The sequence below is a fragment of the Pedobacter folensis genome, from assembly GCF_056490665.1.
The window spans coordinates 651,056-664,874 of record NZ_JBWJIF010000004.1 but is presented as its reverse complement, the minus strand read 5'-3'; the positions used below and the strand labels follow the sequence as shown (position 1 = coordinate 664,874).

At 38.9% G+C, this 13,819-nt stretch carries 9 protein-coding genes and 1 tRNA gene; 6 read left to right on the top strand and 4 right to left on the bottom strand.

What is annotated here, in order from left to right; all coding sequences use genetic code 11:
• Positions 1-103: 103 nt before the first annotated feature.
• From AC04QZ_RS22455 to feoB, 4 genes are all read left to right on the top strand, one after another.
• Positions 104-2,917: an outer membrane beta-barrel family protein gene (locus AC04QZ_RS22455; protein ID WP_478359548.1), complete on the top strand. Its 2,814-nt coding sequence runs from the start codon at positions 104-106 to the stop codon at positions 2,915-2,917.
• 270 nt (positions 2,918-3,187) lie between these two features.
• The gene (locus AC04QZ_RS22450; protein ID WP_478359547.1) at positions 3,188-5,959 is read left to right on the top strand and encodes an outer membrane beta-barrel protein; all 2,772 of its coding nucleotides are present in this window, start codon (positions 3,188-3,190) and stop codon (positions 5,957-5,959) included.
• Between the two features lie 97 nt (positions 5,960-6,056).
• A complete protein-coding gene (locus tag AC04QZ_RS22445; RefSeq protein ID WP_055913318.1) occupies positions 6,057-6,272 on the top strand; it encodes a FeoA family protein in 216 nt (71 codons plus the stop codon).
• Between the two features lie 5 nt (positions 6,273-6,277).
• Complete coding sequence (feoB, locus tag AC04QZ_RS22440; protein ID WP_478359568.1) at positions 6,278-8,392, top strand: ferrous iron transport protein B; 2,115 nt, start codon at positions 6,278-6,280, stop codon at positions 8,390-8,392.
• Between the two features lie 619 nt (positions 8,393-9,011).
• Here the strand turns inward: feoB and AC04QZ_RS22435 are convergent.
• A complete protein-coding gene (locus tag AC04QZ_RS22435) occupies positions 9,012-9,488 on the bottom strand; it encodes an Lrp/AsnC ligand binding domain-containing protein (protein ID WP_025145395.1) in 477 nt (158 codons plus the stop codon).
• Between the two features lie 345 nt (positions 9,489-9,833).
• On the opposite strand from AC04QZ_RS22435, the gene AC04QZ_RS22430 reads away from it, so the two are divergent.
• Together AC04QZ_RS22430 and AC04QZ_RS22425 are read left to right on the top strand one after the other, a co-directional pair.
• Positions 9,834-9,978 (top strand) — tRNA-Asp (locus tag AC04QZ_RS22430).
• Positions 9,979-10,125: 147 nt separating this feature from the next.
• On the top strand, positions 10,126-11,142 hold the full coding sequence (locus AC04QZ_RS22425) for a LacI family DNA-binding transcriptional regulator (protein WP_478359546.1): 1,017 nt from the start codon (positions 10,126-10,128) through the stop codon (positions 11,140-11,142).
• A 60-nt stretch (positions 11,143-11,202) separates the two neighbouring features.
• On the opposite strand, the gene frr is transcribed toward AC04QZ_RS22425, so the two are convergent.
• The 3 genes from frr to nagA form a co-directional block, all read right to left on the bottom strand.
• Positions 11,203-11,766, bottom strand: coding sequence for a ribosome recycling factor (gene frr / locus AC04QZ_RS22420; protein ID WP_086548080.1), 564 nt, complete (start codon positions 11,764-11,766; stop codon positions 11,203-11,205).
• A 39-nt stretch (positions 11,767-11,805) separates the two neighbouring features.
• Positions 11,806-12,510 carry a UMP kinase gene (gene pyrH / locus AC04QZ_RS22415; protein ID WP_086548079.1) on the bottom strand — a complete coding sequence of 235 codons (705 nt, stop codon included), beginning with the start codon at positions 12,508-12,510 and terminating at the stop codon, positions 11,806-11,808.
• A gap of 161 nt (positions 12,511-12,671) precedes the next feature.
• Positions 12,672-13,763 carry an N-acetylglucosamine-6-phosphate deacetylase gene (gene nagA / locus AC04QZ_RS22410; protein WP_478359545.1) on the bottom strand — a complete coding sequence of 364 codons (1,092 nt, stop codon included), beginning with the start codon at positions 13,761-13,763 and terminating at the stop codon, positions 12,672-12,674.
• Positions 13,764-13,819: the final 56 nt, after the last annotated feature.

Here is a 13,819-nt window from a genome sequence, read left to right as displayed (position 1 = left end):
TGTATTTAAAATGTTACCAAGCTTTTAACACACCTTAACAAACCTTTCGGCATTTGCGTAGTCTGATAGCTTAGTTTTGTATTATAATATCTAATTTTTTTTGATGAAAAGAAACGTTCAGCGGGCAATATTCATGGTGCTCCTATTTTGTGGATATATTGCCCAGGCTCAAAATACTGGCTCAATAAGCGGTAAAGTAATTAACGCGAAAGATAAAAAGCCTGTTGACTTTGCTACCATAGCAATTAAAAGCTTGAAAGATTCGAGCACTGTAGCTTCAGGACAAAGTAATCCTGATGGAACTTTTAGTTTTAAGGGTATTGCCCCAGGTAAATATAGAATCTACTCGGCCTTTTTAGGTTTGAAAACAGTAACTAAAGATGTTGAAGTGGCTAAAGCAGCCGTAAATGCCGGCGAAATTGCCATGGTTGACGATGGTGTTGATTTAAAAGATGTTAACGTTACCGCAAGCATTCCGGTAGTGGTAAAAACAGATACCATAGAATTTGATGGAAAATCAATCAAGGTTAGAGAAAACGCGGTTGTAGAAGACATGCTGAAAAAACTTCCTGGAGTTGAAGTAGCAAAAGACGGAAGTATTAAAGCGCAGGGTGAAACCGTTACAAAAGTTAAAGTAGATGGTAAGGAGTTTTTCGGAACAGACCCTTTATTGGCTACCAAAAACTTACCTGCCGACATGGTAGATAAGATTCAGGTAATCGATGAAATGTCTGAGCAATCTCAATTTTCTGGTGTTGATGATGGTACAAGAAATAAAATCTTAAACATCACAACTAAAGCCGGAATGAAAAAGGGTTATTTTGGAAATAGTACAGTTGGATACGGTACACAAGATCGTTATGATGCCAGCTTAAATGTGAACAAGTTCGATAATGACCAGCAATTCAGTTTTATTGGTCAGTTTAACAACGTCAATAAACAAAACTTCGGACAAGGTAATGGTGCAGGAAATGGTTTTGGCGGCGGTGGCCGGGGTAATTTTGGTGGCGGAGGAAGTGGTGCTGGTAGCGGTGGTATAACCACCACCAATGCAGCAGGTTTAAACTTTGCCGATACCTATAAAGATGGTACCCAAATTCAGGGAAGTTACTTTTTTAATAAATCGGCTGTAGCGAATCAGCAAACCAGTTTTACCCAAAACTTATTGGGCGATAAAATTACCACCGTTTTAAACAATGCGGATAATAATACCGACAGGATTAACCATCGTTTTAATTTCATGATCGATACCAAACTGGATTCTTCTACAACGATTAAAATCCAGCCAAACGTATCGTACACTGAAAGTGATGCGACAAACCTGAGTGATTATACCCGAAATCTGATCCAGTCTACAACTGTCGGAAATCAGCGCTATATCAGCAACAGTACTACTCCTAATATTAGTAACAACCTTTTGGTTCGTAAAAAATTCAAAAGACGCGGTAGAACGTTGTCACTTAATGTGAATACGAGTATCAATAATAATGATGCTGATAACTATAATTATATATCTGAAACGAATACCATTAACAGTACCCCAACGGCCAGTCTGATCGATCAGTTGAACAAGGTGAACACCAATTCTATTAACAATACCTCCAGATTGGTATATACCGAGCCGTTATCTAAAACAACAAGTTTAGAATTTAACTACCAGAATGGATATAGCCACGACAATCAGGGTCGCCAGGTACTGGATTTCAATTCAGCCAGTGGACAATATGATCTGGTTAATTTGGATTATACCAATATTTATGAGAATCAAACTTTAACAAATGCTGCCGGGGTAAGTTTTACAACCAACGAAAAGAAATACAACTGGAACATTGGTTTAGCCGCACAACAGACTAACCGTGAAAACACCAACTTAACAACGGGTTTGGTTAGGACACAGAATTTTATCAATTTAACGCCATCGGCCAATTTCAGGTATAATTTCAGTAACTCGAGAAGATTGAATATCCGTTATAGAGGAACAACCCAACAGCCAACAATCAACCAGATACAGCCAATACTTGATAATACCAACACACAAAGTGTTTTTGTGGGTAATCCTGAATTAAAGCCGCAGTTTAATAACAATTTAAGCATTAACTATAACAATTTCGATTTCGCCAAAAGCAGGATGTTTTTTGCTTTTCTAAATCTTAGTCAAACTTTTAATGCTATCGGTAATAGCAGTCAACTGGTAACCGATCAAAATGATGTAGACTACGGGAAAATCAGAACGACTTATGTGAATGTTGACGGGGTTTATTCGGGTAATGCAAGTATCAACATGGGCTTGCCAATTTTACCGGAGCGTAAATTAAACCTGAATGCATCGTTAAACGCTAATTACAACAGGAATGTGAATTTTACAACAGGGAATAACAGTGCCGGACTGCTTAAAAACATCACTAATTCCTGGTCGGTTACCAACAGGTATAATTTCGTGACCAATTTTGATAAGTTTGATCTTACTGGTGGTATTTCCGGAACCTACAACAGGGCAACGTATTCTGCTCAGCCAAACTCAACTACGAATTACTATACTTTAAACCCTAGTTTCGATATTAGTTATTTGTTCCCTGGAAATATCCGCTTGGCAGTAGATTTAGATTATATCAAAAATACAGGTAGAGGGGAAGGATATAATACCGAATATACTTTGGTAAATTCTTATATCAGTCGTCAGTTCTTTAAAAACAGAGGTACATTTAAAATTGCTGTTAACGATGCTTTTAATCAAAATCAAGGCATTAGCAGAACTGCAACAAATAATACGATTACAGATTTAAACTATAACGTGTTAAAACGTTATTACATGTTCTCATTCACTTATTCTTTAACCCGCATTGGCGGAAGAAATATGAGCGGAGATATGCAGATGCCTGCCCAGGGAGGTGATGGCGGCCGCCGTATGAGAATGTAATCTGTCATTCTTTAATATCGTCATTTCGACCGTAGTGAAGAAATCTAAAATGATGCAAGATTTCTCTCCCGAAAGTTCTGGATTACACGCCTGTCGAAATGACGATTTTACTTTAGAAAGGTCTCGGTTTTAACCGGGACTTTTCTGTTTTAAAGCCAGCTGTCTGGAGATTAAATGTATGGTTGACATTTATGTATTTCAAATGTTACCTAATCAAAATAAACCTTTGTAAAAGCCGCTAGTCTCTAAGCTATAAACCAAACTAACCGAATGAAACAGATTTTTACGCTCCTTCTTATTTTATCATCTTTTTTTGCTTACGCCCAGAAAACGGGTTCAGTTAGCGGACGTGTTATTCAGTCAAAAGATAAAAAACCAATTGATTACGCATCCATTGCGGTTAAGAACCTGACTGATTCGAGTATGGTTGGTGCAGTAAGTACAACCGAAGATGGGAAGTTCGTGCTCTCGGGCTTGAAACCTGGTAGCTATAGGTTATATGCTGCGTTTTTAGGTTTAAAGAATACCACAAAAGATTTTACCATTACCGCAGATAAAATTAATGTTGCCCTGGCTGACATTATTTTAGAAGGCGGAGCAATTGATCTTCTAACCGTTGATATCAAAGCTGAAGTTCCGCCGATTGTAGTGAAAAAGGATACTATTGAATTTAACGCAAGTTCTTTCAAAGTAATCGAGAATGCGGTTGTAGAAGACCTGTTGAAAAAACTTCCGGGCGTGGAGGTTGATAAAGCAGGCACGGTAAAAGCCCAGGGTGAAACCATTACCAAAGTTAAGGTAGATGGCAAAACATTCTTCGGGAATGATCCTTTACTGGCTACTAAAAACCTTCCTGCAGATATGATCGATAAAATCCAGATCATTGATGAACTATCAGACCAGGCACAATTTACCGGAATTGATGACGGATCAAGAACCAAAATTATTAACATCACCACCAGAAAGGATAAGAAAAATGGTTACTTCGGCAACACCACAGGAGGTTATGGTTCTAACGACCGTTACGATGTTAACGCGAATATCAATCATTTCAATCAGGATAAGCGACTAAGTGTTATTGCCCAGTTTAACAATGTGAACAAACAAAACTTTGGCGGCGGTTTAGGCGGCGGAAACGGAGGAGGGAATGGCGGTCGCGGAGGAATTACCGATACCAAAGCTGGCGGATTTAATTTCTCGGACGAATATGCCGATCAGACTCAAATAGAAATGAGTTATTTCGTTAATAAATCTGACAACCTGATCCTCAGAAATAGTGTAACCCAAAATTTATTGGGTGATGAAACCACTATTTTTAATAACAATCAAACCAATAGTTCGGGTCGGTTAAACCACCGCTTAAACTTTATGGTCGATACCAAGCTTGATTCCTTAACCTCACTACGCATACAGCCAAATTTGAGCTATACCGATAACGAGAGTTTAAACAGCAGCACTTATACACGCGATTATAACCGGTATATGATTAGTGGAACACAGTCCCTGCGAAACCATAGTACCGCACCATCCATTAGCAATAACATTTTATTGCGTAAAAAATTTATACGCAGAGGAAGAACCCTATCCTTAAACTTCAATACCAACATTAATAATAACGACGCTGATAATTACAATACCAATCCCGAAACGAGAAGAGAAAACGGAACCACCACTCAAAAAATAACCGATCAGTTTAACGATCAGGAGAGTGAGTCCATCAATCAGAATACAAGATTGGTATATACCGAACCTTTGGATAAAACCCTGAGCTTGGAATTTAATTATCAGAATGGTTATAACCACAATACATCCGATCGTTTCACCTATAATTTTAATCCACTTACTTTACAGTACGATTTGTTGGATGAAACCTTTAGTAATGCTTACGAGAATACCATTTTAACCAACTCCGCAGGCTTTAGCTTTAATAAAATGGATAAAAAATACAACTGGAATGTAGGTATGGCAGTTCAAAATACAGACCGGACAAATAATAACATCAGCAAAGGATATGTACTCAAGCAAAATGTTTTTAATTATACCCCTTCGGCCATGTTCAGGTATAATTTCAGCAACAGCAAACGCCTGGTATTTAACTATAGAGGCAGTACCAACCAGCCAACCATTCAACAATTACAGCCAATTAGAAACAATACCAATACGCAAAGTATCCCGGTTGGTAACCCCGATCTGAAACCCGAATTCAATAATACCCTTCGCGTAGCCTATAATACATTTACCGTAGGAAAAAACAGGTCGTTGTTCGTGAATTTAAACCTTACCCAAACCTCAAACCGGATTGCAAACAGCAGTAGTTTAATTCAAAGTGGCGAGGATCAGGGAAAACTGGCCATTACCCCGGTTAACGTAAATGGTGTTTATTCAGGATCTATTTCCTCCTCATTAAGTTTGCCGATTATGGCAGAAAATAAACTGAACTTCCACATCAATGTTAGTGGCAGTTACGATCGGGATGTAAACTTTACCAACTCCTTAAAAAATATTACCAACAGCTGGTCTGTTACCAACGGTTACCGTTTAGTTTCCAATTTAGATAAACTCGATTTAACGGCAGGTGTTAATGGTTCAATTAACCGTGCAACTTATTCCGTTCAGCCTAATTCCAATACACGGTATTACACTTTCAGCCCAAATGTAAGTGTAAGCTATTTGTTTCCGGGAAATATCCGCTGGGCTATAGATGCCGATTATAATCAGAATACCGGAAGGGGAGAGGGTTTCGATACGCATTTTACCCTGGTTAACTCTTATATCAGCAAACAGTTTTTCAAAAACAGGGGAACCTTTAAAGCTGCGGTTAACGATTTACTGAACGAGAATCAAGGGGTAAGCCGCACCGCCAATAACAACACCATTCAGGATGTGAGTTACAATGTATTGCAACGTTATTTCATGTTTTCATTTACCTATTCATTAAACCGTATGGGCGGTAAAAACCGCATCAGAGGTGGCGAAGAAGGTGGCAGGGGCCGTGGCGGTAACGGAGGTGGTGGCTTTGGTGGCGGCAGACAGCGGAACTAGATCATTTTAGGGTAAACCTATGTAATTTATCTGCTTCATGCCACTTTCTTATTTGGAATAAATCTAAAGAAAGGTTAACTTGCGCCAAATTTAGCACATGAAGCTGTCGCACCTAAAAGTCGGAGAAAAAGGAACAATTGTAGCTTTTACAGATTTAGATATGTCTGTAAAGTTAATGGAGATGGGTTGTTTGCCGGGCGAAGTGGTAGAAGTAGAGCGTTTTGCTCCACTGGGCGACCCAATGGCTATTCGTGTTGCTGGTTATCAGCTTTGTTTGCGTAAAAGCGAAGCCGATGTTATCATTATTCAATAAAAAAGCTGGGTTTGGATATTAAAGTTGCGTTAGTTGGTAATCCCAATACAGGTAAATCTACTTTATTTAATCGTTTAACAGGATTAAATCAAAAAATCGGAAATTTTCCAGGCATCACTGTTGATAAGAAAACAGGTTTTACAAAACTTGCAGGTGGTAAAGAAGCCGAAATAATCGATTTACCGGGAACGTATAGCTTATATCCGAAAAGCGCCGATGAAAGCATCGTTTTTCAGGTACTTGCCGATAAAAAAAACAATAGTCATCCTGATGTTATTGTGCTCATTGCCGATGCTTCGAATTTAAAGCGTAATATGCTTTTGTATTCGCAAGTGGCAGATTTAGGTATCCCAATGATTTTGGCCTTGAATATGATCGATCTTTCGGTTAAGCAGGGAATAGAGATTGATCTGGATAAACTTGCAGAGAAGCTGGGTATTCAGGTGGTTTCCATTTCGGCCAGGAATAACATTGGAATTGATAAATTAAAAGAAGCGATTGCCAATACCAATAAAATCGCCACACAGTTTCAGGATGTAGATGTGAATTTTTTAGCTCCCGAAGCTATTAACGCGATAAAATCTAAACTTAATTCAGACAATGATTATTATGCGCTGCAGGTTTTGCACCAGCATGAACATTTAACTTTCTTCACCGAAAAGGAACAGGAAGAAATTGAAAATATAGAGCAGTCGCACCATTTCGAATCTTCTAAAGTTCAGGCTGCTGAAACTATTGCCCGATACAAACATTTAGGCACTATTTTATCTGATGTGGTTGTGGATAAGGGTACTGAAAAGAAATTTTCTTTCAGTGATAAATTAGATGCGGTCCTAACCCATAAAGTATGGGGCTTTGCCATTTTCCTGCTTATCTTGTTTGTAATTTTCAATGCCATATTTGCCTGGTCGTCCTACCCGATGGACTGGATTGAGACGGGTTTTGGTTTCATTACCAGTATTGGTCACGAATATTTGCCTGCAGGTATGCTTACCGATCTGTTATTGGATGGTGTTGTGGCAGGACTCGGCGGTATCTTTGTATTTATCCCACAAATTGCAATCCTTTTTGCCTTTATATCCATTTTAGAAGATACGGGATACATGGCCCGCGTTACCTTTATGATGGATAAAATTATGAGTAAGGTTGGCCTTAATGGAAAATCGGTGGTGCCGATGATCGGTGGTTTGGCCTGTGCCGTTCCATCTATTATGGCTGCAAGAAATATTGAAAACTGGAAAGACAGAATGATTACCATCATGGTTACCCCACTGGTTAGTTGTTCGGCAAGACTTCCGGTTTATATTTTAATTATTTCATTGATTATTCCTTCTCAGACCGTTTTAGGTGTTTTTAACCTGCAGGGACTGGCGCTGATGGTGATGTACCTTGTTGGTATTATTGCTGCGGTATTGGTGGCATGGGTAATGAAATTCATCATCAAAACCAAAGAACGCTCTTATTTCATTATGGAATTGCCGGTGTATCGCATGCCAAGATGGAAAAATGTGTTCTACACGATGTACGAAAAATCGAAAACCTTTGTTTTCGAAGCTGGTAAAGTCATCATCGCCATTTCCATCATCCTTTGGGTAATGGCCTCTTTCGGACCGGGAAACCGCTTTGAAAGCATCGATAAAAAATACGAATCTGCCTTGGCTGATACCATAAAAAATACCGATCACATCAAAACCCTGGTGGCTACCGAGAAGTTGGAAAACTCTTATGTGGGCATTCTTGGTCATTGGATCGAGCCTGCTATTCGTCCACTAGGCTACGATTGGAAGATCGGTATAGGTTTAATTACCTCTTTTGCTGCCCGCGAAGCCTTTGTGGGTACCATGGCTACCATTTACAGCGTTGATGGTGGTGACGTGGATACAAGCACCATTAGAGAGCGCATGTCGGCCTCAGTTAATAGTCGTACCGGTTTACCCGTTTATACTTTTGCTACGGGTATTTCATTAATGCTTTTTTATGCTTTTGCCATGCAGTGTATGAGCACGGTTGCGATTGTTTACCGCGAAACTAAAGGCTGGAAATGGCCTGTCATCCAATTGGCCTATATGACGGCTATGGCTTACGTTGCCGCACTTATTGCTTATCAGCTGCTGAAATAAAATAGATCCGTCATTTCGAGCGGAGTGCAACGCAGCCGGGAAATCTGGCTCCAGACTTAATATCCCGATTAAGCTAGAATAATAGTTTTACAACAATGTATTATAGCGTTTTGTCACCATGAGGGTTAATTTATTGTATAAAAATCAATACAATTAACAGATATATTTTAAGTAGATGATACTATAGAGATATTGTCATTCCCAACTCGATTGGGAATCGTAATGCAATACGCTTCAAGATTTCCGCATGCGCGAGAAAGACAACCGCTTTATTAGAACCTGTCATTGATAGTGTAGTCGAAGGTTAGGAGAGCAATGCCTGTACAATTATCCATGTTTCTTCCCGCTTTCCGTTTTATCCCGATTTTACATCGGGATGCCCGCTTCAATCGGGTCTAGTTGGCTCGTGAGGTGGTGCTATTTTTGGCTGGATATTTACCCTGCACCGACCTTTGTTTCTAAACCCGGTAGTAGCGGTTCCGATTCTTCATCGGAATTAGCGGATAACGGGACTGCAGTTCCCGAAAGATTACTGAATGTTCATTTCCAAAAAAAACATACCTTAAAAGAACCACGATCCTATTTGTCTCTAGTCTTTCCGCTTTGGTCTTTCCTGCTTTTACCCCAACTCAATCTGACGCTTAATACTCTCTTCTAACGAGATTAAAGTCTCTGTTCGTTGGATACCGTTCACGGCCTGTATTTCTTCGTTTAAAACGTGGCGTAAATGATTGGTGTCCCTGCAAATAATTTTGGCAAACATACTGTAGGCGCCGGTAGTATAATGCAATTCTACTACTTCCTTAATTTTGCTCAGCTGTGCAACGGCATCTTTGTACTGAATCCCTTTCTCCAGGTAAATTCCCAAAAAGGCACAAATATCATATCCGGCTTTCTGCGGATCGATGATGAGATGAGAGCCTTTTATAATGCCCATTTCCTGCAGTTTCTTCATCCTAACGTGTATCGTTCCGCCCGAAACAATCAGATCTTTAGCGATTTCTGTGTAGGGTTTAGTGGCATCCTGCATCAATTGCTTCAATATATCGATGTCGAGGTTGTCAATTTCTAAATTGGAATTGTCTTTTTTAAGCATATTTTTGAATTATGATAAGCGAATTTACAAATATTTATCAATATTATAAAAATAAAATTAAATGTTTAAAATATTTGCAAGGTATTGGATGTTCCTTTACATTTGTATCAAGCAATTAACAAAAAGGAAACGTTCTTTCAAAATTGCATAACATAATGTAGGGTGGTGAAACAGGCAGACACACCTCCTTGTCTCGGTGGCGGAGAATAATGGGAATATACCGGTTTCGGTACTAACCACTCCTTGAAGGTTCGATTCCTTCCCCTACAGCGACTTAGTCCTGAGTCGAAAGTCCATAGTCTTAAGTAGACTGTTAGACTAAAGACTACGGACTGATGACTATAATGTTGGGTGGTGAAATTGGCAGACACGCCTCCTTGTCTCGGTGGTGGGGAATAATGGGACAAACGCAGTTTATTGGGTTGACCACAAATTAATTTTTTGAACTGTAGCTAACTACCCCTTGAAGGTTCGACTCCTTCCCCAACAGCATTTTTTATGAATAATAAGTTAGTTAATCGAGCAATCCTGGATAGGTTGCTCTTTTTCTTTTTCAGACTAGTTTTTTTCATATCCATCATATATTTATAGATATATTGTTATATTACCTGATCAAATTATTCGTTCAATGCCCGTGATGAAGAAACGTGTTTCAATTAAAGATATCGCTAAACAATTAAATATTTCCATTACAACCGTATCGTTTGTAATTAATGGGAAAGCAAGAGAAAAAAACATTAGCGAATCGCTTACCAAAAAGGTTTTAGACCTGGTGGCTGAATTAAACTATCAGCCCAATACCCTTGCTACAAGTTTAAGAACGGGTAAAACAAAAATTATAGGTTTCCTGGTTGATGATATTTCTGAACCTTTTTTCTCTGGTATAGCACGCAGGATTGATGAAATTGCGTCGAGCCTTGGTTATAAAATTCTTTTTAGCAGTACCAGAAACGATACCGATAAGGCAATAGAATTGCTGCAGATTTTTAAAGACAGGCATGTTGATGGTTACATTATGGCCTTGCCTGAGGGACTGGAAGAAGAAGTTAAAAAATTAATTCAAACAGAGGCACCTGTGGTACTATTTGATCGTTATGTACAGGATGTTAAAACGGATTATGTCATCATCGATAACCAGAACAGTACCTACGAAGCAACGGAGCACCTCATTAAAAATAATTATAAAAAAATAGGTTTTGTAACCATCGATACCGTTCAGCAACAAATGGTAGATCGACTGGCAGGTTACGAAAGCGCTGTCGAAAAATATAATTTGCCGGCAATAGTAAAGAAGATAAACTATGTAAACTCTGCCGACTCAATTGAAGAGATGATCAGGTTTTTTAAAGCAGAGCAGCAGCTTGATGCCGTAGTTTTTGCGGCGAACTATATTTGTTTAGATGGTTTAAGAACTTTTAGAAAATTAGGTATTCAGATCCACAAAGACATTGCTGTGGTTTCATTTGATGATTTCGAAATCCTGGAGTTTTGTGAACCTCCGGTTACTGCCATTGCACAGCCTCTTGAGGCCATTGCAGAAAATGTGATGAAGATTCTATTGAACAAACTTAAAAGAGCAGGAAAGCCTATCGAAAACATGCAGGTATCGTTGCCTACTGTCTTAAACGTCAGAGGATCAAGCGCGAAAAAATAAGAGCAATAAAAAAGGGAATAGATTTAAGTCCATTCCCTGTTTGCTTGTATTTTATACAGATTAAACTGTCATTACATCTTTTTCTTTAGCTTCAGCGTGTTTATCAACTTTGATGATATAGGCATCGGTTAATTTTTGCACTTCGCCTTCGCCTGTTTTAATCTCGTCATCAGAAACACCTTCACCCTTTAATTTTTGAATTTTAGTGTTGGCATCTTTACGGATGTTACGAACGGTAATGCGGCCTCTTTCGGCTTCTTCCTTAACTTTTTTCACCAGGTCTTTTCTGCGCTCTTCTGTTAAAGGTGGTACCACCAGGCGGATCACGATACCATCATTTTGAGGATTGATACCAATATTCGCTACCTGAATAGCTTTTTCAATTGCAGTTAGAAGTGATTTTTCCCAAGGTTGGATGACGATTGTTCTGGCATCAGGCGTATTAATACTGGCTACTTGTGATAATGCTGTAGCGGCGCCATAATAATCCACGAAAATACCATCCAACATTCCAGCTGATGCTTTACCAGCTCTGATTTTAGTTAATTCAGATTCACAATGATCGATAGCTCTTTCCATTGCAGATTGAGCATCCATTAATTGTAATTGTATGAGGTCGTTCATAATTGTGTGTATTTCTACAAAAATAATAATTTTTATTCCTTATTTAACCAGGGTTCCAATAGGTTCGCCATTAGCGATTTTCATGAAATTGCCATGTTTGTTCATATCAAACACAATAATTGGCACTTGGTTTTCTTCGCAAAGGGTAAAGGCAGTCATATCCATTACATTAAGGCCTTTATCGTAAACTTCTCTGAAAGAAATTTCTTCGTATTTAGTGGCTAATGGATCTTTTTCTGGATCTGCGGTATAAATTCCATCAACACGTGTTCCTTTTAAAACAACGTCTGCTTTGATTTCAATGGCACGTAAAGCAGCAGCCGAATCGGTTGTGAAGTATGGGTTTCCGGTTCCGGCACCAAAAATAACCACACGGCCTTTTTCTAAATGTCGAACAGCTCTTCTGCGGATAAATGGTTCGCAAATCTGCTCCATTTTAATTGCAGTAAGTAAACGTGTTTTAATACCAACTTTTTCTAAAGCATCTTGTAAGGCCATAGAGTTGATTACCGTAGCCAACATGCCCATATAATCGGCCTGTGCTCTGTCCATCCCACTTTTTTCGGCGCTTAAGCCCCTAAAAATATTTCCTCCTCCAATTACGATTGCGATTTCTAAGCCTTTATCGTGTACTGCTTTAATATCTTCAGCGTATTGTTTAACGCGTTCATTATCAATACCGTACTGTTTGTCGCCCATTAGCGATTCTCCACTAAGCTTAAGTAGGATGCGTTTGTATTTCATGACCCCAAAAATATTAACAATTTTTTAATACCTAGCTATGGTTTTTAATAATTGATGTAAATATTTAAATAGAAATACTCATTTAAAGAAAAAAGAGCAATGTCTTAAAATATTGCCCTTTTTGTGCTATCATTTTTATTGAGTTGCGGCAAGCCGGTGGCTTATATCGTTTCGCCTCTGAAGATTACCTCTTTTAAATTCAGTTCGTCATCCAATACCAATAAATTTGCCTGGTGCCCGGTTGCTATAGTTGCAGTAAGGTTTTCTATTCCAATCAATTGAGCAGGGTAAAGCGTTCCCATTTTAACGGCGTCATTTAAACTGATTGCACATTGTGTTACACAGTTTTTAACGGCCTGTAACATCGTTATTGATGAGCCAGAAAGTGTACCATCGGGCATCACATATTTATTCTCCTTTTCAACATGCTGATATGGGCCGGTAGAACAGGCGGTAACCGCATCTGTAATCAGGAATAAACGTTCTTTTAAAAGTTTCTGTGCAAATTTAAGCACTTCGAAATCTACATGCTGCCCATCGGCAATAATGCTGGCCATTGCCTTATCGTGATTAAAAACAGCTGTTGGTATTCCAGGCTCGCGATGGTGGATGGGACTCATGGCATTAAAAAGGTGGGTGGTGGTTTGGATGCCTTTGTTATAAGCCGCTGTTGCCTCATCAAAGGTTGCATTACTATGCCCTAATGAAACCACAACACCATGGTCTAGTAAGTATTGTATTACCTCATCATCCTGGATTTCTGGCGCTATCGTCATCATTTTAATTACACCATCACCAAAATCGATTAATTCCTTAATTTCATCCAGCGAGGCTTTCCGTACAAACGCAGGTACATGGGCACCTAAACGTTTTGGATTTAAAAACGGGCCTTCTAAGTGCAATCCCAGGCAATTTTTTGCAGCCGACCGATGTTCTTTAGCTGCTTTGATACATGCATTAAAAACTTCGGAAGAATTTGTTGCCATACAAGCTAAAAAGCCCGTGGTTCCTTTTTTCAGCAGATCATCTTCCATGATGGTTAATGATTCGACCGTTGGATCGGCAGAGAATAACCGGCCTGCAGCGCCATAAATCTGTAGATCAATAAATCCCGGAATCGTTAATGATTGGCTCGTTTTTTTATTTTCGGAACTATTAATAATAGAAATGGTACTGCCTTCAATTAAGATATCCTGGTTACTTTTTATCGCATTATCCTGAAAGTAGGATGTATTGGTAATTACTTTTGGCATATCAAACGTTTGAGTAAATTTAATCTTACACGGTCAAAGTTAAATATTGTAACTAT